Consider the following 20,296-nt stretch of genomic DNA (forward strand, 5'->3'; position numbering starts at 1 on the left):
TAGGCTGACAGCAGGAAACGCCAGCGACGAATGTGCGACGCCGTCCAGTGTATTTGCCCTGGTTGCAGCGAGTAAAGGAATGGCAGCGTCCAGGCCTTTTGATTCGCATGGCCATCATCTATGATGTGATTCATGTAATCATCGTATTGCCATCTTGAGGATCCCATGGAGCAAAAGACCGCTCGGCTTACGTTGCTCATCGATCCCAACAAGAAGGCCGCCTTCGAGCGCCTCTGCGCACAACAGGATCTGACTGCCTCGCAGGTGATACGGCGGCTTATCCGCGACTACCTGGCCCAGCATGGCGTCCAGTACGTGCCCAGCGGCGTAGGCACGGACAAGGCGGAAGCCAAGGGCAAAGAGAGGCCACCGGTCGGCGCGTCGTCGCGGCGCGACGCGGCACCTCCTGCCAAGCGCCGTACGACCCGTCGTGGAGCCTGATCCATGAGCACCGTGCCCCCTCTCACGCAATGGCTCCATCTCGACTGGATGCTTGTTGTGGTTGGGGCCTGGCTGCTTATCGGCGTGGCAGGGGTCCTGGCGCTGCATCGGTTTGCCCTGGTATCCCACGTGCTGTTCCCCATCGGGGGACTGCTAGGGCTTGCGCTGTTCAGCCTGGCGCTGCACGCTGTGTCCGGCACGCCCGAGGCCGCCGTGCTGCCCATTGGCCTGCCATCGCTGCCGTTCCACGTCCGGCTCGACAGCCTGTCCGCCTACTTCCTGATGGTAATGGGGGGAGCGGCGGCTGGCATCTCCACGTTTGCGGCTGGCTACTTCCGCACGGGCGAAGGTACGCCGCCAGGCCTGCTTTGTCTTGAATACCACCTGTTTCTTGCCAGCATGGCCGGGGTGATCCTGGCCGACGACGCCTACTCGTTCATGGTGATGTGGGAAACCATGGCCCTGGCTTCATTCTTCCTGGTGACCGCCAACCACCGCATCGCCGAAGTGCGCGCCGCCGGCTATCTCTACATCACGATGGCGCGCATCGGGGCGATTGCGATTCTGCTGTGCTTTGGCGTGCTGCAGGCCAATACCGGCGACTATACATTTGCCAACATGCGCGCCCAGGCGCTGACACCGTTCTGGGCCTCCGCCGGTTTCCTGCTCGCGTTGTTCGGATTCGGCGCCAAGGCCGGCATCCTGCCTCTGCACATCTGGCTGCCGGAGGCGCATCCGGCCGCGCCGTCACCGGTATCGGCAATGATGAGCGGCGTCATGCTCAACACTGCCATCTACGGCCTGTTGCGCGTATCTTTCGACCTGCTGCCGATGCGCCTGTGGTGGTGGGGCGGATTGCTGCTGGCGATTGGATTGGCCACCGCGCTGTTCGGCGTGGTCTTCGCAGCTGTTCAGACCGACATGAAGCGGCTGCTGGCTTATTCGTCGATCGAGAACATGGGCCTGCTCTTCGTTGCCATGGGGCTGACACTGCTGTTCTCGGCCTACGGCATGAAGCCGATGGCCGCCCTCGCCCTGACGGCCGCGCTCTACCATGTCGCCAGCCATGCATTCTTCAAAAGCCTGCTTTTTCTGGGAACCGGTAGCGTGCTGCATGCCACCACCGAGAGAAGCCTGGGCAAGCTAGGCGGACTGATTCGCTACATGCCATGGGTGGGCTGGCTGACACTGCTGGGCGTGCTGGCCAGCGCCGGGCTGCCGCCGCTTGGCGGTTTCGTCTCGGAGTGGCTGCTGCTGCAGAGCTTCCTGTTCACGCCTGGTCTGCCGGAACCGATACTGACCATGCTGATCCCGGTGGTCGCCGCGCTGATTGCGCTGGTGGCGGCACTGGCCGGTTACACCATGGTCAAGTTCTTCGGCGTGGTCTTCCTCGGCCAGCCCCGTGAGCCCAGTCTGGCCAACGCGCACGACGCCGGCCGTTGGGAGCGCGCGGGCATGCTGTGGCTGGCGCTGGGCTGCATCGCGCTTGGCCTGCTGCCGACGCAATTCGTCCAGCTGATCGATCCGGTGACGCAGCAACTGGTGGCGAGCGGACTCGGCGCCCGGACCGCGGCCAGCAGCTGGCTGCTGGCGCCGAATGGCCTGGCCCAGGCCAGCTACGGGCCGGTTATTTTCCTGTCAGGCATCCTGGCCAGCGTTGCGCTCGCCTACCTGCTGGTGCGCCGCTTGTACCACGGTCGGCTTCGCCGCAGCCCGCCCTGGGCTTGCGGCTTTCCCTGGGGCACCGCGCGCATGCAGGACACTGCCGAGGGGTTCGGGCAGCCGATCCGCCAGATCTTTGAGCCGTTTTTCCTGATGCGCCGCGACCTGCCGACGCCATTCGATGAGCAGCCGCACTACCGGGTCACAGTGGCGGATCATTTTTGGCGCTGGATGTATGTCCCCGTGATCGATCTGGCGTCGTACCTGGCCCGGCTGATCGGCCTGATGCAACAGGGACGCATCTCGGTTTACCTGCTGTACAGCTTCCTGACCCTGGCCGCCACGCTGCTGGCCGTGATGTGAAGAGGGCCGCATGAACCTGACCGGGATCCTGTCACAGCTGCTTGAGATCGTGATCTCGATCGCGCTGGCGCCGCTGCTGACCGGCTGGGTCAATCAGTGGCGCGCCTGGCTGCAGAACAAGTCGGCACCCAGCCTCTGGCAGCCCTATCGCATGCTGCACAAGCTGTTCAACAAGGACTCGGTGGTCGCGGACAATGCCTCGCCGCTGTTCCGCGCCACGCCTTACGTGGTGTTCGGCTGCATGGCGCTGGCTTGCTCGATCGTCCCGACCGTGTCCACCGATCTGCCACTGGCACCGGCCGCCGACGCGATTGCCCTGGTCGGCCTGTTCGCGCTGGCGCGGGTTTTCATCTCGCTGGCGGCGATGGACGTCGGCACCGCTTTCGGGTCCCTGGGAGCGCGGCGCGAGATGCTGATCGGCTTCCTGGCGGAACCGGCGCTGCTGATGGTGCTGTTCTCCGCCTCGCTGGTCTCCAAGTCGACCTCGCTCACCACCATCGTCGAGACGATTGCTCACCGGGACCTGGCCATCTATCCCGGCCTGGCGTTTGCCGGCGTGGCGTTCACCATGGTATCCCTGGCCGAGAACGCCCGCATACCGGTCGACAATCCCGCCACCCACCTCGAGCTGACGATGATCCACGAGGCGCTGATCCTGGAATATTCGGGGCGGCATCTGGCCCTCCTTGAGTGGGCGGCAAGCCTGAAGCTGTTCGCCTATTCCTGCATCGGCCTGGCGCTGTTTTTCCCATGGGGCGTTGCTGAAGCGCAAGCTCCCCTGGCCATGCTGCTGGCGCTGCCCGCGCTGCTGTTCAAGCTCATGGTGGGCGGGATCCTGCTGGCGGCGCTGGAGACGGCGAGCGCCAAGATGCGCATCTTCCGCGTGCCGGAGTTCCTGGCCACCGCCTTTCTGCTGGCGGTGATCGGCATGCTGGTCCACTTGCTGCTGGCACGCTGAACCCCCGGAGGCCAGGCCAGTGACCGTACTCCTCACCCAGTTTGTCAACCTGCTCGGCGCGGTGCTGTTGATCCTCGCCTTCGCCATGATCTCGCAACGACGGATCCTGTCGCTGATCAACTTGTTCACGCTGCAGGGTGCGACCCTGGCCTTGGCCACGGCTATCGTCGGCTACGTGACGGGCCAGCCGCACCTCTACCTGTCGGCCGGCCTGACCGCAATCCTCAAGGCGTTGCTCATCCCTTATCTGCTGCACCGCGTGATCGATCGTCTCCGGATCCGCAGGGACGTCGAAACGCTGATCAACATTCCCACCACGATGCTGATCGGCATCCTGGTCGTGATCTTCGCCTTCAACCTCACCATGCCGATCTCGCGGCTGTCGCTGAAGCTCGCCAGCGGCACGCTGGGCATTGCGCTGGCCTGCGTGCTGCTGTCCTTCCTGATGATGATCACGCGCTCCAAGGCGGTGCCGCAGGTCATCGGCTTCCTGGCGATGGAGAACGGCCTCTTCTTTGCGGCCACCGCCGCGACCTATGGCATGCCGATGGTGGTCGAGCTGGGCATCGCGCTGGATGTGCTGATCGGCGTGCTGATCCTGGGCGTGTTCATGTTCCAGATCCGCGAGCAGTTCGACAGCCTGGACATCCGTCACCTTGAGAAGCTGAAGGAGGATTGAGTTGACCGCGCTGGCCTTTCTGCTTGGATTTCCGCTTGCCGGCGGGCTGGTGCTGGCGCTGACGGGACATCGCGAGCGCGCCCGCGACATCAATGTCGCCTTCAGCCTGGGCACATTCCTCGCCGCCTGCGTGCTGACGGCGCAAATCGTCGCCGATGGTCCCATGCTGGCATGGGACCGGGAGTTCTACATCGATGCCCTGAACGTCTTCCTGGTTGCGCTGACCGCGTTCGTGGGGCTGACCACCTCGATTTTTTCGCGGCCGTACATGCGGGTGGAGCACGACCACGGCAAGATGACGCCGCCGCGGCTGCGTCTGTACCACAGCATGTACCAGCTCTTCACCTTCACCATGCTGCTGGCGCTGACGACCAACAATATGGGTATCGTGTGGGTTGCGATGGAGGCCGCCACGCTGACCACGGTGCTGCTGGTCAGCGTCTACCGCACCGCCGCGAGCCTCGAGGCCGCCTGGAAGTACTTCATCCTGTGCGGGGTGGGGATTGCCCAGGCGCTGTTCGGTACGGTGCTGCTGTACATGGCCGCCGAGCAGGTCATCGGCCCGGAGGGCGGGGCCCTGCTGTGGACCAACCTGGACGCGGTCAAGCGCCAGCTCGATCCCAACATCATCACGCTGGCGTTTGCCTTCCTGTTTATCGGCTATGGCACCAAGGTCGGCCTGGTCCCACTGCACAACTGGCTGCCCGATGCCCACGCCGAGGGGCCAACCCCGGTATCCGCCGTGCTCTCCGGCCTGCTGCTCAATGTGGCGCTCTATGCCGTGCTGCGCTGCAAGGTGCTGACCGATGCGGCGCTTGGCAACCATCTGACCGGCCGCCTGATGATGGGGTTCGGCCTGCTATCGGTGGTCGCGGCTGTCTTCTTCCTGATCCGGCAACGCGACATCAAGCGCATGTTCGCGTATTCGTCCATCGAGCACATGGGCATGATGACCTTCGCCTTCGGCATGGGCGGGCCGATCGCCAGCTATGCCGGCCTGCTGCACATGACGGTGCATTCGCTGGTCAAGTCAGCGATCTTCTTCGCCGTCGGCCACGCCGCGCAGAAGGCGGGCACGCAAGTCATGGACGATATTCGCGGGTTGATCCGTGTCAGTCCCACGGTCGGCTGGGGCCTGATGGTAGGAGTGCTCGCCATCCTGGGCATGCCCCCGTTCGGGGTCTTTGCCAGCGAGTTCCTGATCGTCACCACCGCCATGCGCGAACAGCCGTGGGCCACGCCCTTCCTGCTGTTGGCACTTGGGCTGGCGTTCGCCGCGGTGTTCAGCCGGGTGCAGCCGATGGTCTTCGGCGACACCACGCTCATGCCGCTGGCGCATCCGCCAGCGCTGGTCCCGGTGTTCACGCACCTCGCCCTGGGGCTGATGCTGGGCCTCTATGTTCCGCCCTATCTCGACACCTGGTACCGGCAGGCAGCCGCAATGCTTGGGAGCTGAACCGATGACTCTGTCCGATCCCGGCCTCAACCTGGAGCGGTTGCCCGCGCCGCTGCCAGTCTGGCATGGCCGGGTCGATCCAGACGGCTGGTCGGTCACGGCCCGCGCGGTGGCGGACGCTGGCGGGCGCCTCGTTGCGCTGTGGGGCGTTGATCGGAGTGCCAGCGGCGGCACGTTGACGGCATGCGTCACATACGCCGCGGCGCGGGGGCTGATGTGGCTCGAACTGCGACTGGATGGCGTCGCGCCCGCCGTGCCGGACCTGGCCGGCGTATTCCCATGCGCGGGCCGGATGCAACGTGCCATGACCGACCTGGTGGGTATCCCCGTGCAGGACAGCCGCGATGGCCGGCCCTGGCTGGACCACGGCCTGTGGCCGGCAGGGGCGCGGCCGCTGCAAGGCGGCGCGCCGGCGGGTGCGGCCACCGGCGGCATATTGCCTGCCAACTATCCTTTCGTGCGCGTGGAGGGCGACGGCGTGCACGAGATCGCGGTCGGGCCGGTGCATGCCGGCATCATCGAACCCGGCCACTTCCGCTTTTCGGTGGTCGGCGAGAAGGTGCTGCGGCTGGAGGAACACCTGGGCTACACCCACAAGGGCATCGAGCGGCGTTTCACCGAACTGGCGCCGCCCGAGGGCTACCGGTTGGCCGGCCGGGTCTCGGGCGATTCCACCGTGGCCTATGCCTGGGCCTATTGCATGGCGCTGGAGTCCGCCTGGCGCTGCGCGCCTCCACCGCGGGCGGACTGGCTGCGCGCCCTGATGCTCGAGCGTGAGCGGGTGGCCAATCACCTGGGTGACCTGGGGGCGCTGGGCAATGACGCGGGGCTGGCCTTCGGCCTGGCGCAATTCTCTCGCCTGCGCGAGGACTGGCAGCGGTTGTCCGCAGAGGCTTTCGGTCACCGGCTGATGATGGACGCCGTGGTACCGGGCGGCGTTGCGCAAGACCTGGCACCAGCCATGGCTGAGCGCCTGGAACAGCAGTGCGGTCACATCGAGCGGGAAGTACGCGTGCTGCGTGCGGTGTACGACGAACATGCGGGCCTGCAGGACCGATTTCTTGGAGCAGGCTGCGTCACGCCGCAGCTTGCCGCCCGGCTTGGGCTTACCGGCCTGGCCGGACGTGCCAGCGGTTGCGCCGCGGACCTGCGCTGCGACCATGCCTGGCGGCCCTACGATAGCGTCGCCGTGAAGATGGCCACGCACCGCGGCGGCGATGTCGCCGCCCGGGTGGCGGTGCGCTTCGATGAGGTGCTGGAGTCGCTGCGACTGATCCGTGCCATCTGTGCAGGCCTGCCGGAGGGTGCCACGCGAATCGTTCCGCAAGCGCCCGCCGGCGCCGCCATCGGGGTCGGATGGGTGGAGGGCTGGCGTGGCGAAGTCCTGGTCGCGCTCGACCTTGCCGATGACAGCCGCATTCTGCGCTGCCATTGCCACGACCCGTCGTGGCAGAACTGGCCGGTGCTGGAGCATGCCATCATCGGGAACATCGTGCCGGACTTTCCGCTGATCAACAAATCCTTCAACCTCAGCTATTCAGGGCACGATCTCTGATGTGGAAAATCCTCAGGCAGATCGCACATACCGGCATCGTTACTGAGCCTGCTCCGCGCGGCGCGGCGGACGAGGCCGCCTCCATCCAGCGCATCCACCGGGAGCTGCTCGACATTCTCGGGCAGGCGCTGACGATCCGGCAGGTCGACGCAGGCTCCTGCAATGGCTGCGAACTGGAAATCCACGCACTCGGCAATCCTTACTACAACATCGAAGGCCTGGGCATCAAGTTCGTCGCAAGCCCGCGCCATGCCGACATGCTCCTGGTGACGGGACCCGTTTCGCGTCATATGGAAGAGGCCCTGCTGCGCACCTATGCGGCAACCCCGGAGCCGAAACTGGTGGTGGCGATAGGCGACTGTGGCTGTACTGGCGGGATCTTCGGGGAGAGCTATGCGAGCTGCGGCCGCGTCGCCAATGTCATCCCGGTAGACATAACGGTGCCGGGCTGTCCACCGCCGCCGATAGAGATCCTGCGCGCAATACTAAGCGCCGTCCGGCAGACCGGTGCCACAAGACGCTAGTGATCCGGCCCTGGCAACAGCGGTGTGCACCTGAGGTGTGCACCTGAGCGTGGGCACCGGCTGGCCCCTTCCTGCATCACCCGCGTTCCTTCGCCACTGACCTTGGCGCTCCAAGCGTCGGCCGGGTGGCGTAGTCCACCTCGTACTGCTGCAAATAGTCGCGAATCATCTGGCGAACGACTTGGGATGGCGTCTGGTCCTGGGCGGCGCAGAGCGCCTCAAAGGCCTTTTTCTTCTCCGGATCGATCAATACGGTCAGGCGGGCAGTCTTGGATTCCATGCGTCTAACAATGTCATCATATAATAATGGAATTATAATAGTATACATCTCCAAGATGCGCCGGCATGCCTTAGTAGATGCTGGCAGGGCGCGCGGTCCCGCGCAAACGAGTCTTCAGGGGGCACAACTTTTTGATGAGGGGCGCAGTGGTAGAAGTGACGATAGCGGTAACTGCCGGGAATGCATTTCAAGGGCGGAATTCCGCACGGCTGGCTTTCACGGCCAATCAATTTGAGTGCGAGATCCTGCTTACCAGTGGCCCCTGGGTTGCAAACGCCAAGCGCGTGATGGAGGTCATGCGCCTGTCCGCCCGGGTGGGAACGCACATCCGCATCCAGGCGGACGGAGCGGACGAAGCCGCCGCTGTCGTCACCATCGCGGCATTGTTGCGGGGAGAGGCGCTTCCCAAGGCGCTTTGATGGAATCCTGAGCTATGCATGCCGACCGCACCTCGTTCGACGCCTACCTGAAGTTCCTTGCCGAGGCGAGCCACGACGGTACGCCCAAGGTGTTGGAAACCCAGCACGCCCTGTCCCTGCATTTCGACGCGCTCGCGACCCAGAGCTTCATGTCGCGCAAGGATCCCGACAAGCTCGTGCTGGGCTATACCCGGACGATGATGGGATTCCTGTTGTTGCACCCAGTCCCGGCCAGGATCTCAATGATCGGCCTGGGTGGCGGTTCGCTTGCCAAGTACTGCTACCGGCATCTGCCCAACACCAAGATCGTGGCAATTGAAATTAATCCGGCGGTCATCGCCCTGCGCGAGCAATTCCAGATCCCGCCGGACGACGAACGACTTGAGGTGGTTTGCGCAGATGGCGCCGACTATGTTGCGAACCAGGATGCGCGACCGGACGTGATCCTGGTGGACGGGTTTCTGGCCGATGGCATGCCGGTGCAGCTGGGGACGGCAGACTTCTATGCCGCCTGTCATGCCCGCCTGGCCGATACCGGCGTGCTGGTCGCGAATTTTCTCGAAAGCGATCCCGATATCCCGCTTTACCTGGAGGAAGTCAGCACCGCGTTCGGCCAGTCGATGTCGATTTCTCTTTCCGAAGACAGTTCCAACTACACGCTGTTTGCCTGGAAGGGGGCGCACAAGCTGCCCTCCCTGGACGCGCTGATTGCACGAGCGCGCATCCTGGAAACCGCGCATTCGCTAAGCCTGACCGCGGCCGCTCGCCGCCTGAAACGCGGCGAGCGCCTTGCGTCGGATCGTGCGGCCTGGCCGAAGCTGGCAAGACCGCAGGTCCGGTATTGACACCGCCCTCCCCCGCGCAAGCCTCCTTACCAACGCAACCATGCCTATCCTGTACTTGCGCAAGCTGACTGGGAAGGAGCGCAGTCCCGGCAGCAATCGGCAACTGGCCTGCTACCTGGCGTTTGTGGCCGGAGCAACCAACGCAGGCGGCTTCCTGGCCGTGCAGCAGTACACCTCGCACATGTCGGGCGTTGTGTCCGCCATGGCCGACAACCTGGCGCTTGGCAGTTTCTGGCTGATGTTGGACGGCCTTGGGGCCTTGCTGTCGTTCCTGGCGGGCGCCGCCTGCTCAGCGGTACTGATCAACTGGGCCCGGCGCGAGCGACTGCATAGCGAATACGCATTGCCGCTCATGCTGGAAGCCTTGTTGTTGGTGTGTTTTGGCCTGCTAGGCAGCAATCTCGAACACCACGAATGGTTGTTCGTGCCGGCAACAGTCATGGTGCTCTGTTTCATCATGGGCTTGCAAAATGCCATGGTCACCAAGCTGTCGAATGCCGAGATCCGCACCACGCACGTGACCGGCATGGTCACCGACATCGGTATCGAACTGGGCAAGCTGTTCTATTGGAACCTGTCCAGGGCCGATTCGAGCAAGCCGCCGGTGCTCGCCAATCGGCATAAGCTGCAGGTACTCATCACACTCGTCGTATTGTTCTTTGCCGGCGGCGTCATTGGCGCCCTGGGGTTCAAGCACGTCGGGTTCAGCGCCACACTTGCGCTGGCAACCCTGTTGCTTGCCCTCGCTGCGGTTCCGGTGCTGGACGATGTGCGTCTGCATTTGTGGCGCCGGGATCTTCTGGCTCATTTGATCGCACGTTCCCGGCGTTGGGCTCGCGCAGTCAAGGAAGATGTGCACGCCGTGTGGCTGGCCGCGCAAGATCCCCGCACGCCATGGTATGCGAAAGCACTGGCCTTGCCGGTCGCCGCCTATGCCTTGTCGCCCATTGACCTGTTTCCCGATTTCATTCCGGTGCTCGGCTATCTGGATGACGTGGTGGTGGTGCCGCTGGGCTTGTTGCTGGCAATACGGTGGATTCCGGTCGCGGTAATGCGCCAGCATCGCGCGGCGGCCGCGGCATCCGCCCACCGCCCCGTCAGCCACGTTGCGGCGCTGGTGATCGTGACGCTCTGGGCCGGTGCAGCGGTGTCGGCAATGATCTGGCTTGTGCAGCATCTGTCTGGGCGGGGAGGCACATGAAACGGCGGCCCGATCAGGCGCGGCCATCGGCCAGTCCCACAGCAAGGTCCCGGCCTGAGCTGACGACACGGCTCGATGGCCTCGTAGAGGGAAAGAGATGAGCGACGAACAGTATCACCGTGCCGTGGACCTGATCCACTTGCTCTATGCAGCACTGGCCGGCCTGATGACGCCCGGCGGCGGCGAGGATGCCCGTGAGCTGGCCGAGAGCGCTATGCAAGAGGCGTCGGAATTCCTCAGACTACCGCCGGGGGCACGTTAGTTGAACTAGATCGCGGCGCACAGTTGGGTTGAATGTAGCGCGCATCCTACCTCGGCCAGCTCCTGACCGACTTTCTGATAACCGCACCAATGAATAGTCAAAAGATCAGATTTCTTCGCTCACGAATTCCCACATTTGAGTGCACCCCTGGATGTCATGACTGTTGTGGTCCTGTGACAACCTCAGCGGAGGAAATGTCGAGGCTTCCCGTCAAAAGCGATGCCGAGCACGAAACGGCGCTGGCAAACCTGAGTTGCCCTCACCTTGATACCAAGGGATGCAGCGTGTATTCGGAGCGCCCGTTGATTTGTCGCTTGTTTGGAACGACCCCAAGGCTTGCCTGCCCGAACGGAAACCGGCCGGTCAGAATGATCGATCCGGAGATTGAACAAGAGATTCAGCGCTTCTTTCTAGAGACACGTCACGTGCTGGTCTGACTGAGGCATGAAGCTACCGCTGGCAGCCGCTGTCAAACAGCCTCCCAGAGAGGAGCTCCTTCCACACGGAGCTTGCCATTCATTCTAACGTTCCATAGAATGAAAAAATGAGAACGTTAAAGAACCACCTGTACGAGCAGGTCGCGCGCATCGGGAAAGCCGTAGCCAGCCCGAAACGTCTGGAGCTTATCGAGCTTATGTGCCAGGGTGAGAAAACCGTCGAGGTTCTGGCCGCCCAGGCAGAAATCAGCGTGAAGCTCGCCAGCGCTCATCTCAAGGAGCTGCGCCAGGCTCGTCTCGTCGAGACCCGCAAGGATGGGAAGTACGTCCAGTACCGTCTGGCCAGCACCAGCGTGGCCGACCTCTGGGTAACGCTTCGTTCAGCGGCCGAGGAGCGGCTAGTGGAATTGCAGGTGGCCCTGGCGTCAATCATCGAGCATGGCGACGACCTCGAAGGATTCGACCGTGCTGCCATCTTGAAGAAGGCCAGGGCCGGAGAAGTGCTGGTTCTCGATGTGCGCCCAGCAGAGGAGTTCGCCACGGCCCACTTGCCGCATGCTCGCTCCCTGCCGCTCGACGAACTCAGGAAGCGGCTTGCCGAGCTGCCCAAAGACATGCCCGTTGTCGCGTACTGCCGCGGCCCCTTCTGCCTGATGGCCAAGGACGCTGTCGAGTTCCTGCGCAAGAAGGGCTATCGCGCCTTCCACCTGACTGATGGCGTGGCCGAGTGGCGCGCTCACGGGCTGCCCATCGAGGCATAGGGCAAGGAGACGGATGTCATGGCACGGAAAGCGCGGGCCGACTAGGCGCCAGTGTCCAGACACAGGAAACCGTCATGTTCTTCCGCCAACGTCCCACTGAAAACGCCACCTTTTCCTATTTCTTTGGATGTGCCGGCCGGCCGGACCTGGCCGGGAGAGAACGCGAAATGGCCGCCCGACTGCACGATAGCTTGCATCGCAAGCTGTTGAATCTCCCTGCCGAGCTTGAGATTTATCCTGGACATCAAGCCGGCAGCGCCTGCGGCGCAGGCCTTTCTGGCAAGCCTGCATCGACCATCGGGTTCGAGAAACGCTTCAACCCGATGCTCGCAATGTCGCGCGATGCCTTTGTCGATGCGGTGGTTGCCGACATCCCGCAGCAACCGGAGAACATGGCTCGCATCATAGAGGTCAGTCTGCGTGGCATTAAGCCCGAAGGTGCGCGCGATTGAAGCCGCTCTCGATTGACTTCGGCATACGTGCCAATCTTGGCCAGATTCTGCAGCAACTGCTGCAGGTGCTGTTCGTAGGCATGACCATTGGCATGATGCGCAACGTTGTACCGGCGCTCGCCGAGACCGAGTTCGGCGTGCCACGTGGGTCGTTCATGCTACTGGTGGCCTTCGTCGTGGCATTCGGCTTCGTCAAGGGTGCTATGAACTTCGTTGCGGGTCGCCTGGCGGAGCACATCGGCCGCAAACGAGTGCTGCTCATCGGATGGCTTGTAGCGCTACCGATTCCGCTGCTTATCTATTTCGCGCCATCGTGGAACTGGATTGTCCTGGCAACTACCTTGCTCGGTGTGAATCAGGGCCTGACCTGGTCAATGACCCAGACGGCCAAGCTCGACATTACGCGAGCCGACCAGCGCGGCCTGGTTATCGGGCTGAACGAATTCTCTGGCTACGTAGGTGTCGCCGTGGCAGGAGTGGTCACGGGCTATGCGGCTTCCATCTCGGGTCCGCGCGAAGGATTGCTGTGGTTCGGCGCTGTCGTCATTGGGCTGGCGACATTGCTCGCCTGGCTGGTGGTGATGGAGACGCTGCCCTGGGCCCGGGCTGAGGTCAAACGCCACACCGCCGGCACATCCGCGACAGTGCTTCACCCACGCTACCCGCCGGGCGTAAGCGAGCAACCATCGAGCAGCGAGATGTTCGTCCTGATGAGTTGGCGCGACCGTCGAATGGCCGCGCTCTGCCAGGCCGGGCTAGTGGAGAAGTTCGTTGACGCGCTGGTTTGGGCCTTGTTTCCCATCTACCTGCACCAGCAGGGAGTGAGCCTGCCCGGCATTGGCTGGATAGTGGGTGTCTACGGCTTTACCTGGGGCGGTGCCCAGCTATTCACCGGTAGATTCTCGGACAAGGTCGGCCGTCAGCGCCTCAATGTCGGGGGTATGTGGGTGTGTGGCGCTGGCGTGGCCCTGCTGCCGCTAGGCAGCGGCTCGGTTTGGTGGAGCACCTCGGCCGCCGTGACCGGGCTGGGCATGGCGATGTTGTACCCCAATCTGAGCGCTGCGGTAGCCGACATCGCACACCCCAGTTGGCGGGCGTCCGCCATTGGCATCTACCGCTTCTGGCGCGACCTCGGGTATGGCATCGGCGCGCTCTGCCTGGGCGCAGCTGCAGCGCTCGGTGGCCGCGTCGAGAGTGCATTCTGGTTCGTCGCCATCGCGATGGGACTGTCTGGCCTTGTACTGTATCACTGGGGAGAGGAGACGCATCCGCGTCTCAACCCAGCACGCTGATTTCAAGCCACACGTACAGCTTCTGCATGGAAGCGCACAAGAATATGTTTGATGAGAACCCCGCGAGCGATCTCGCCGGACAAAAAAACGCCAACCCGTATGGGTTGGCGTTTTGCTTGGGGTATTACTGGTATCAGAACTGGTTCATGGTGTTGTCTTTACCCGCCGCTTTCAGGGCCGCTTCGCCGCTGAAATACTCCTTGTGGTCGTCGCCGATGTCCGAGCCGGACATGTTCTGGTGCTTGACGCAGGCGATGCCCTGACGGATTTCCTTACGCTGCACGCCAGCCACATAACCCAGCATGCCCTGGTCGCCGAAGTATTCCTTGGCCAGGTTGTCGGTCGACAGCGCGGCGGTGTGGTAGGTCGGCAGCGTAATCAGGTGGTGGAAGATACCTGCTTCGCGCGACGCGTCGGCCTGGAAGGTCCGGATCTTTTCGTCGGCGAGCTTCGCCAGTTCGGTCTGATCGTATTCCACGCTCATCAGCTGGGCGCGGTCATATGCCGACACATCCTTGCCCGCGGCCTTCATCGCGTCATACGCCTGCTGGCGGAAGTTCAGGGTCCAGTTGAACGACGGGCTGTTGTTGTACACCAGCTTGGCGTTCGGGATGACCTTGCGAATCTCGCTGACCATGCCGCCGATCTGGGCGATATGCGGCTTTTCGGTTTCGATCCACAGCAGGTCAGCGCCGTTTTGCAGTGCGGTGACGCAATCCAGTACGCAACGCGCTTCGCCCGTGCCGGCGCGGAACTGGAACAGGTTGCTGGGCAGGCGCTTGGGACGCAGCAGCTTGCCGTCGCGCTTGATGATGACGTCACCATTGCCCAGTTGGTCGGCCGACAACTCCTCGCAATCGAGGAAGGAATTGTACTGGTCGCCCAGGTCGCCCGGCGTGTTGGTCACGGCGATCTGCTTGGTCAGGCCGGCACCCAGCGAATCGGTACGGGCCACGATGATGCCGTCGTCCACGCCCAGTTCCAGGAAGGCGTAGCGGATGGCGCGGATCTTGGCCAGGAAGTCCTCATGCGGCACGGTGACCTTGCCATCCTGGTGGCCGCACTGCTTCTCATCGGACACCTGGTTTTCGATCTGGATGCAGCATGCGCCCGCTTCGATGAACTGCTTGGCCAGCAGGTACGTTGCTTCGGCGTTGCCGAAACCCGCGTCGATGTCCGCGATGATGGGCACGACGTGGGTGACGTGGTTGTCGATCTTCGCCTGGATGGCGGCCTTGGCAGGGCCCTGGGCAGCGTCCAGCTCGCGGAACAGGCCGCCCAGTTCACGGGCGTCGGCCTGGCGCAGGAAGGTGTACAGCTCGCGGATCAGCGCGCTGACGGAGGTTTTTTCGTGCATCGACTGGTCCGGCAGCGGGCCGAACTCAGAGCGCAGCGCGGCCACCATCCAGCCGGACAGGTAAAGGTAGCGACGCTCGGTGCTGTTGAAGTGCTTCTTGATGGAGATCATCTTCTGCTGCCCGATGAAGCCGTGCCAGCAGCCCAGCGACTGGGTGTACTTCGACGAGTCGGCATCGTAGGCGGCCATGTCGGCGCGCATGATCTTGGCAGTGTACTTGGCGATGTCCAGGCCAGTCTTGAACTTGTTCTGGGCACGCATGCGGGCGGCATACTCGGGATTGATGGCATTCCACGCGCTGCCGTGGTTCTCTTTCAAACCGGCAACTGCCTTGATGTCGTCTTGATACTGGGCCATGGGAATTTCCTAAGAAGAAAGCGCGTTTGAAAAAATAGTTGAGTGTGCTGGCGGATGTCGAGGCGAGCAGCGTGGGTTCATTGTAGGGCGTTCTTGATGCGTCGCGGCAAAGTCTTATATAAGACATAAGAGTTGATTTTTCCTTATTTTTCAATGAGATAAACACTAAATTCCGCAGTGTGGAAAGCATTTTCAAGGAACGAAAGATAGCGCCGGGGGAAACCCGGAGCAAATTCCACAATGTGAAACGCTCTTTCAGTTGCCGGAGGCAGGCCGGGCACGGATGGGATGGTCGTCAGAAACCGGCCAGAGTCGGTCAATAAAAATGGGATCGGGCTACCACCGCGATGCGGCCATCCAGTGGTTTTGCGCACGCAGGTCTTCGAGATGTTCTTCGAGTAGGCACCCAGGCCGGGCATCGGCCTAGTGTGGCGCCTGCATGCGGAGATGCGACGCGCGCAGCGTCTGGCTGGGCAGCACGCCGAACAGCCGGCGGTACTGCATGGCGAACCGGCCGATGTCCCAGACCCCGAAGCGCATACAGATGCTCGTGACCGTCTCGCCTGCCTTGGCATGCTTCAGCGCCTGGCGCGCGTGGTGCAAGCGGTGGAGCACCAGGTACCGGTGGGGGCTGATGCCGACGTACCGGTTGAACACGTTGCGAATGGTACGTTCCGAGGCACTGGTAGCTGCGCACAGATCTTCAAGCAGGATGGGCGTGTGCCGCGCCGCTGCCAGCAAGTCCATGGCCTGGCTCAGGATGCGCCGGTGATTCTGGTGCCTGGCAGTGTCGGTGCTACGCGCGGCTAGCGGCAGCAGGGTGTTGAACGCGAGCCGGAGGAGTTCGCTGCGTGCGGTCTGCTCGCCAGCCGGGTGATGCAGTTGGGCAGGCTGGCGATCATCGATGAAGAGCAGGCGCTGGGTCAGCGCAAGCAGGGCGCCCAAGCTTGGACCGCCGGTCAGGACAAGATTGCGGGCGAGCAATGACAAGTCGGCATTGTCTGCGTATGTCGCCATCCACCGGCAGACGAGCTCGCATGGCATGGAGATTGTCATCCAGCTTGCCGGGCGGCTGGCGTCGATATGGAACATGCGGTCCGGCGCCATCCAGCCGATTGCATGGCGGTCGAACCGGCGCCCGTCGACCACCGTGCATTCATGTCCGCTCAGCGGCAGGAACAGGTTGAAGCATCCCGGCATGCCTGCGCCACTGTAGATCGTCGCGGCGCCTTCCTGTCCGGCCATCAAGGCAACGCCATTCAGCTCGAGCACACGCAGGCGCCAGTCCCGTCGCTGCGCCGAGCGCAGCATGTACCGGCCGTTTACGCCATACAGTGACGCTTCGAATTCATCAAACTCCGCATAGCTGGCGTTGGTCATCGTCACCCTCTTGCGCTCAAGTGAATTGGAGTGCCCTGCGGCGGGATGGCTGACACCTGGCGCAGGCTCGGCAGGCACCATCCGATTTGCCGATTTTACGTAGCGTCTGGCCAGAGTCCAGGAGAATAATGGCCGTCACCGCGATGGTTGCCGACCGTGAAGCAGGCTGCCATGCCGCCAGCGCACAGGCTGGCGACGATCGCACACATCGGGTCCTCGAGCCGCCGCGGGCTTTCCAATCCCCTTCAGACGGAGCAAGCCATGGGAACGATTACAACCAGGGACGGGACCGAGATCTACTTCAAGGACTGGGGCGCGGGGCAACCAATCGTCTTTCATCACGGCTGGCCTCTGACCGCCGACGACTGGGATGCCCAGCTTCATTTCTTCCTGGCCAGGGGGTTCCGGGTCATTGCGCACGATCGCCGCGGCCACGGCCGCTCCACCCAGACCGCCATCGGCAATGAGATGGACACCTACGCCGCCGACGTGGCCGCGCTCGTTGCGCACCTCGACCTGAAGGACGCTGTCCATGTCGGCCACTCGACTGGCGGCGGTGAAGTGGCACGCTATGTCGCGAAGCATGGCGCCGGGCGCGTGGCCAAGGCGGTCCTGATCGGTGCCGTACCGCCGATCATGGTCAAGACGGACGCCAATCCGGGGGGCTTGCCGGTGGAGGTGTTTGACGGCTTTCGCGAGCGGGTAGCCACCGACCGCGCCCAGTTCTACAAGGAAGTGCCGGTGCCCTTCTATGGCTACAACCGCGATGGCGCGAAGGTCTCGGAAGGCGTGAAGGACAACTGGTGGCGACAGGGCATGATGGGCGGGGTCAAGGCCCAATACGATTGCATCAAGGCATTCTCGGAAACTGACTTCACCGAAGACCTGAAGGCGATCGACGTGCCGGTGCTGGTCATGCACGGCGACGACGACCAGATCGTGCCCATCGGGGCCTCGGCCCCGTTGAGCGCGGAGCTGCTGCGCAACGGCACCCTGAAGGTCTACAAGGGCCTGGCGCATGGCATGTGCACGACCCATCCGGATCTCATCAACAACGATCTGCTGGCGTTCGTGCAACGCTGACCAGTGTCGCAGAGGCACGATTGCCAGTGCCAGGGAGGACGATCATGACAGGCCCCGCCTACACCAGCGAGTCCACCGGGCTTCTGCTGGTGGATCCGTACAACGATTTCCTGAGCGAAGGCGGCAAGCTGAACGGCCTGGCCAAGCCGGTGGCGGACAAACTCGGGACGCTGGCAAATCTGCGTGCGGTGACCAGCGCGGCGCGTTCGCGCGGCATACAGGTGTTCTACGTGCCGCACCATCGCGCCCGCCCGGACGAGCATCTCGGCTGGCAGCACGCCAGCCCCTACCAGCTCGGTGCCAGCCGCGCGCAGGTCTTTGCCGAAGGCACCTGGGGCGGAGACTGGCATCCTGATTTCCGCCCCATGGCCGGCGACGTGATTGTCCATGAGCACTGGGGCGGCAGCGGCTTCGCCAACACGGACCTGGATTTCCAGCTCAAGCAGCACGGCATCCGGCAGGTCGTCCTGGTGGGCTTGCTGGCGAACACCTGCATCGAAGCCACGGGGCGGTTCGCGGCGGAACTTGGCTACCATGTGACCCTGGTGCGGGACGCGACCGCGGCATTCTCGCCGGAAGCCTTGCATGCCGCGCATGAGATCAACGGGCCCACGTTCGCGCATGCCATCCTGACCACCGCCGCATTGCTCTCCGCGCTGGGCGCGCGCTGACGGGGAATTGCGCTACATTGACGGCTGCCCGCATGGGCAAAACCCCCGCATAACAGGAGGCATCATGGGCGAGTACACATCGATCGACGTAGCGGACGGCAACTTCCGGGCCTACCTTGCCAGGCCGACATCAGCGGCCAACGGCAAGGCCATTGTGGTGATCCAGGAGATCTTCGGCATCAACGACGACATGCGTGCCACCTGCGATCATTTCGCGCAACACGGTTTCACCGCCATCTGCCCGGATCTCTACTGGCGCCAGCAGCCGAACGTCGAACTCACCGACAAGAGCGATGCGGAATGGCAGAAGGCCCTGGCGCTCTACCAGGCCTTCGATGTCGATGCGGGCGTGGGCGACCTGGATGCGACCATCCAGTTCACGCGGCGGCTGGACGGCATTACCAGCGGCGTGGGCACGGTCGGCTACTGCCTTGGCGGACTGCTGGCATTCCTGACCGCAGTCCGCACCAATGCCGAAGCGGCTGTCTCCTACTACGGCGTCGGCATCGACAAGCATCTCGGCGAGGCCGCGACGTTCACCACGCCGCTGCTGATGCATATCGCCGAGGAAGATGAATTCGTGCCGCCGGAAGCGCGGGCGCGGATCGTCGCGGCGCTGTCGGACAAGCCCAATGTCGAGATACACACGTATCCCGGCTGCATGCACGCCTTCGCGCGAAACCAGGGCGTCCACTATGTCGCCGACGCCGCCGAACGGGCCAATGCCCGGACGCTTTCATTCTTCCAGGCTATGCCATAGCCTGCGCCGCAACCACGCTCCGTCCGGCGGGACCGGGGACGGCGCCGTTGCGGTCCCGTTCCGGTCGTACCGTGTCGCGCATGAGGCGACGCGATTAAGCCCGCAGGCGACCCTCAGTCTCCAACGGGCGAAAACTATCCTGGCTTGGCGCCTGACCCGATGATGAGTTCAAGCTCGGTCTTGAAGCCTTCACCGACGTCGAACTGCTTAAGGCATTCATAAACCTCGTTCCAGGCCCTCAATCTCGCCGCGACGTCGAGGTCCGCTACCACAGCCCGGTATGCCCCGGCGGCTTCCTGCATCAGTTGCAGAGCATCGGACGCGCTCGGCAAGACGAGCTGCGCTCGAACATGCTGTGTTTTCACATCGCCAAGACCGCTGTCGTTCATCAGGCGTTCCATCACGCCATCGCCTCCCAGTGCGAAGATTCCAGGTTGTCCGGGGGCGGGCGGAGACTTGCCCGCGTGGCGTAGAAGGATCGCCATCGGCTGGGCCATAAAGGGATTGTTGGCCGGCGTCGTGAAGACCAGCGCCGCGAAACGCGCACCAGGCTTGAGTACGCGTCGGACAGATTCCAATGCCTCACCAGGTGACGGGAAAAGCATCAATCCCAATCGACACATTGCCGCGTCGAACGGCGCCAGTGTCTCGTCCAATTCGTCTACTGCGCATTCCAGCGTTTCGATATTCTGAAGACCGGCACGAGCGGCATTTCGGCGGACATGCTCCAGCATGGTGCCCGATATATCACTGGCGACCACTTCGCCGCCGGCACCCACACGCATCGCTGCCTGGATGCTCTGGCTGCCGGCACCGCAGGCCAGATCGAGAACGCGCATGCCCGGCCGGATACCGGCCATATCGATGAGCGTGTCCGTGGCGCCCGAAAGATTGGTGGCAAACACATGCTCCCACTTCGCCCAGCCGGGTGCTGCCGACTCCCACGTATTGCGAAGATTGGATTTCACGCTGCTGTCGGTCATCTGGAGACTCCCTCAGGACGCCGCCTGTACAGGAGCATTGTAGTGCGCAAGCGATGCGTGTGGCCCCCGTCATCCAGCGCCCGTAAGTTGGCGGCTTCCACGCAGAAGGCTTACGTTC

At 63.2% G+C, this 20,296-nt stretch carries 23 protein-coding genes; 18 read left to right on the forward strand and 5 right to left on the reverse strand.

Annotated elements, in window-relative coordinates; translation table 11 throughout:
* The first annotated feature begins 165 nt into the window (after positions 1–165).
* From AC3WRI_RS02555 to AC3WRI_RS02585, 7 genes are read left to right on the forward strand one after another with little or no spacing between them, the layout of a single operon-like run.
* Positions 166–441, forward strand: a complete 276-nt coding sequence (locus AC3WRI_RS02555; RefSeq protein ID WP_010810547.1) for a ribbon-helix-helix protein, CopG family — start codon at positions 166–168, stop codon at positions 439–441.
* A gap of 3 nt (positions 442–444) precedes the next feature.
* Complete coding sequence (gene hyfB / locus AC3WRI_RS02560) at positions 445–2,466, forward strand: hydrogenase 4 subunit B (RefSeq protein ID WP_058697951.1); 2,022 nt, start codon at positions 445–447, stop codon at positions 2,464–2,466.
* Between the two features lie 10 nt (positions 2,467–2,476).
* On the forward strand, positions 2,477–3,424 hold the full coding sequence (locus tag AC3WRI_RS02565; protein ID WP_058697950.1) for a respiratory chain complex I subunit 1 family protein: 948 nt from the start codon (positions 2,477–2,479) through the stop codon (positions 3,422–3,424).
* Between the two features lie 19 nt (positions 3,425–3,443).
* Positions 3,444–4,103, forward strand: coding sequence for a formate hydrogenlyase (locus AC3WRI_RS02570; protein WP_010810544.1), 660 nt, complete (start codon positions 3,444–3,446; stop codon positions 4,101–4,103).
* 1 nt (position 4,104) lies between these two features.
* Entirely contained in the window at positions 4,105–5,559 is a 1,455-nt protein-coding gene (locus tag AC3WRI_RS02575) for a hydrogenase 4 subunit F (protein ID WP_010810543.1), read from the forward strand.
* Between the two features lie 4 nt (positions 5,560–5,563).
* Positions 5,564–7,114: a hydrogenase large subunit gene (locus tag AC3WRI_RS02580; protein ID WP_492292500.1), complete on the forward strand. Its 1,551-nt coding sequence runs from the start codon at positions 5,564–5,566 to the stop codon at positions 7,112–7,114.
* Positions 7,114–7,638, forward strand: a complete 525-nt coding sequence (locus AC3WRI_RS02585; protein WP_010810541.1) for an NADH-quinone oxidoreductase subunit B family protein — start codon at positions 7,114–7,116, stop codon at positions 7,636–7,638. Before AC3WRI_RS02580 ends, AC3WRI_RS02585 begins: the two co-directional genes overlap by 1 nt.
* Positions 7,639–7,714: 76 nt before the next feature.
* Here the strand turns inward: AC3WRI_RS02585 and AC3WRI_RS02590 are convergent, their stop codons facing one another.
* Positions 7,715–7,918, reverse strand: coding sequence for a ribbon-helix-helix protein, CopG family (locus AC3WRI_RS02590; RefSeq protein WP_010810540.1), 204 nt, complete (start codon positions 7,916–7,918; stop codon positions 7,715–7,717).
* A 146-nt stretch (positions 7,919–8,064) separates the two neighbouring features.
* Between AC3WRI_RS02590 and AC3WRI_RS02595 the strand changes: the two genes are divergently transcribed.
* From AC3WRI_RS02595 to AC3WRI_RS02630, 8 genes are all read left to right on the forward strand, one after another.
* Positions 8,065–8,337 (forward strand): HPr family phosphocarrier protein, encoded by a 273-nt coding sequence (locus AC3WRI_RS02595; RefSeq protein ID WP_136227778.1) that lies wholly within the window; start codon positions 8,065–8,067, stop codon positions 8,335–8,337.
* A 14-nt stretch (positions 8,338–8,351) separates the two neighbouring features.
* Positions 8,352–9,182, forward strand: coding sequence for a fused MFS/spermidine synthase (locus AC3WRI_RS02600; RefSeq protein WP_439668004.1), 831 nt, complete (start codon positions 8,352–8,354; stop codon positions 9,180–9,182).
* Between the two features lie 40 nt (positions 9,183–9,222).
* Positions 9,223–10,383 (forward strand): DUF1275 domain-containing transporter, encoded by a 1,161-nt coding sequence (locus AC3WRI_RS02605; RefSeq protein WP_010810537.1) that lies wholly within the window; start codon positions 9,223–9,225, stop codon positions 10,381–10,383.
* Between the two features lie 97 nt (positions 10,384–10,480).
* Positions 10,481–10,645, forward strand: a complete 165-nt coding sequence (locus tag AC3WRI_RS02610) for a hypothetical protein (RefSeq protein WP_010810536.1) — start codon at positions 10,481–10,483, stop codon at positions 10,643–10,645.
* Between the two features lie 89 nt (positions 10,646–10,734).
* Complete coding sequence (locus tag AC3WRI_RS02615) at positions 10,735–11,082, forward strand: YkgJ family cysteine cluster protein (protein WP_492292502.1); 348 nt, start codon at positions 10,735–10,737, stop codon at positions 11,080–11,082.
* A gap of 107 nt (positions 11,083–11,189) precedes the next feature.
* On the forward strand, positions 11,190–11,843 hold the full coding sequence (locus AC3WRI_RS02620; protein WP_058697945.1) for an ArsR/SmtB family transcription factor: 654 nt from the start codon (positions 11,190–11,192) through the stop codon (positions 11,841–11,843).
* A gap of 74 nt (positions 11,844–11,917) precedes the next feature.
* Entirely contained in the window at positions 11,918–12,295 is a 378-nt protein-coding gene (locus AC3WRI_RS02625; protein WP_492292503.1) for a hypothetical protein, read from the forward strand.
* Positions 12,292–13,587, forward strand: coding sequence for an MFS transporter (locus tag AC3WRI_RS02630; protein ID WP_010810532.1), 1,296 nt, complete (start codon positions 12,292–12,294; stop codon positions 13,585–13,587). Before AC3WRI_RS02625 ends, AC3WRI_RS02630 begins: the two co-directional genes overlap by 4 nt.
* A 133-nt stretch (positions 13,588–13,720) precedes the next feature.
* On the opposite strand, the gene AC3WRI_RS02635 is transcribed toward AC3WRI_RS02630, so the two are convergent.
* The 3 genes from AC3WRI_RS02635 to AC3WRI_RS02645 all read right to left on the reverse strand — a co-directional run bounded on the left by AC3WRI_RS02635 (position 13,721) and on the right by AC3WRI_RS02645 (position 16,681).
* The gene (locus AC3WRI_RS02635) at positions 13,721–15,301 is read right to left on the reverse strand and encodes an isocitrate lyase (RefSeq protein WP_010810531.1); all 1,581 of its coding nucleotides are present in this window, start codon (positions 15,299–15,301) and stop codon (positions 13,721–13,723) included.
* Positions 15,302–15,444: 143 nt separating this feature from the next.
* Complete coding sequence (locus AC3WRI_RS02640; protein WP_492292504.1) at positions 15,445–15,675, reverse strand: hypothetical protein; 231 nt, start codon at positions 15,673–15,675, stop codon at positions 15,445–15,447.
* A gap of 49 nt (positions 15,676–15,724) precedes the next feature.
* A complete protein-coding gene (locus AC3WRI_RS02645) occupies positions 15,725–16,681 on the reverse strand; it encodes a helix-turn-helix domain-containing protein (RefSeq protein ID WP_010810530.1) in 957 nt (318 codons plus the stop codon).
* A gap of 261 nt (positions 16,682–16,942) precedes the next feature.
* Here AC3WRI_RS02645 and AC3WRI_RS02650 point away from each other — a divergent pair, with 261 nt between their 5' ends.
* The 3 genes from AC3WRI_RS02650 (at position 16,943) to AC3WRI_RS02660 (ending at position 19,195) form a co-directional block, all read left to right on the forward strand.
* The gene (locus tag AC3WRI_RS02650; protein WP_010810529.1) at positions 16,943–17,764 is read left to right on the forward strand and encodes an alpha/beta fold hydrolase; all 822 of its coding nucleotides are present in this window, start codon (positions 16,943–16,945) and stop codon (positions 17,762–17,764) included.
* A 44-nt stretch (positions 17,765–17,808) separates the two neighbouring features.
* The gene (locus AC3WRI_RS02655) at positions 17,809–18,435 is read left to right on the forward strand and encodes a cysteine hydrolase family protein (RefSeq protein ID WP_010810528.1); all 627 of its coding nucleotides are present in this window, start codon (positions 17,809–17,811) and stop codon (positions 18,433–18,435) included.
* 64 nt (positions 18,436–18,499) lie between these two features.
* Positions 18,500–19,195, forward strand: a complete 696-nt coding sequence (locus tag AC3WRI_RS02660; RefSeq protein WP_010810527.1) for a dienelactone hydrolase family protein — start codon at positions 18,500–18,502, stop codon at positions 19,193–19,195.
* A gap of 134 nt (positions 19,196–19,329) precedes the next feature.
* On the opposite strand, the gene AC3WRI_RS02665 is transcribed toward AC3WRI_RS02660, so the two are convergent.
* On the reverse strand, positions 19,330–20,178 hold the full coding sequence (locus AC3WRI_RS02665; RefSeq protein ID WP_010810526.1) for a class I SAM-dependent methyltransferase: 849 nt from the start codon (positions 20,176–20,178) through the stop codon (positions 19,330–19,332).
* Positions 20,179–20,296 lie beyond the last annotated feature (118 nt).

The organism is Cupriavidus sp. FW305-27, from assembly GCF_058787995.1.

Excerpts from the sequence above, each read along its gene's own strand:
- AC3WRI_RS02555 (WP_010810547.1), top strand. The coding sequence starts at position 166 with ATGGAGCAAAAGACCGCTCGGCTTACGTTGCTCATCGATCCCAACAAG.
- hyfB (WP_058697951.1), top strand. The coding sequence starts at position 445 with ATGAGCACCGTGCCCCCTCTCACGCAATGGCTCCATCTCGACTGGATG.
- AC3WRI_RS02565 (WP_058697950.1), top strand. The coding sequence starts at position 2,477 with ATGAACCTGACCGGGATCCTGTCACAGCTGCTTGAGATCGTGATCTCG.
- AC3WRI_RS02580 (WP_492292500.1), top strand. The coding sequence starts at position 5,564 with ATGACTCTGTCCGATCCCGGCCTCAACCTGGAGCGGTTGCCCGCGCCG.
- AC3WRI_RS02585 (WP_010810541.1), top strand. The coding sequence starts at position 7,114 with ATGTGGAAAATCCTCAGGCAGATCGCACATACCGGCATCGTTACTGAG.
- AC3WRI_RS02590 (WP_010810540.1), bottom strand. The coding sequence starts at position 7,918 with ATGGAATCCAAGACTGCCCGCCTGACCGTATTGATCGATCCGGAGAAG.
- AC3WRI_RS02600 (WP_439668004.1), top strand. The coding sequence starts at position 8,352 with ATGCATGCCGACCGCACCTCGTTCGACGCCTACCTGAAGTTCCTTGCC.
- AC3WRI_RS02605 (WP_010810537.1), top strand. The coding sequence starts at position 9,223 with ATGCCTATCCTGTACTTGCGCAAGCTGACTGGGAAGGAGCGCAGTCCC.
- AC3WRI_RS02610 (WP_010810536.1), top strand. The coding sequence starts at position 10,481 with ATGAGCGACGAACAGTATCACCGTGCCGTGGACCTGATCCACTTGCTC.
- AC3WRI_RS02615 (WP_492292502.1), top strand. The coding sequence starts at position 10,735 with ATGAATAGTCAAAAGATCAGATTTCTTCGCTCACGAATTCCCACATTT.
- AC3WRI_RS02620 (WP_058697945.1), top strand. The coding sequence starts at position 11,190 with ATGAGAACGTTAAAGAACCACCTGTACGAGCAGGTCGCGCGCATCGGG.
- AC3WRI_RS02625 (WP_492292503.1), top strand. The coding sequence starts at position 11,918 with ATGTTCTTCCGCCAACGTCCCACTGAAAACGCCACCTTTTCCTATTTC.
- AC3WRI_RS02635 (WP_010810531.1), bottom strand. The coding sequence starts at position 15,301 with ATGGCCCAGTATCAAGACGACATCAAGGCAGTTGCCGGTTTGAAAGAG.
- AC3WRI_RS02645 (WP_010810530.1), bottom strand. The coding sequence starts at position 16,681 with ATGACCAACGCCAGCTATGCGGAGTTTGATGAATTCGAAGCGTCACTG.
- AC3WRI_RS02650 (WP_010810529.1), top strand. The coding sequence starts at position 16,943 with ATGGGAACGATTACAACCAGGGACGGGACCGAGATCTACTTCAAGGAC.
- AC3WRI_RS02655 (WP_010810528.1), top strand. The coding sequence starts at position 17,809 with ATGACAGGCCCCGCCTACACCAGCGAGTCCACCGGGCTTCTGCTGGTG.
- AC3WRI_RS02660 (WP_010810527.1), top strand. The coding sequence starts at position 18,500 with ATGGGCGAGTACACATCGATCGACGTAGCGGACGGCAACTTCCGGGCC.
- AC3WRI_RS02665 (WP_010810526.1), bottom strand. The coding sequence starts at position 20,178 with ATGACCGACAGCAGCGTGAAATCCAATCTTCGCAATACGTGGGAGTCG.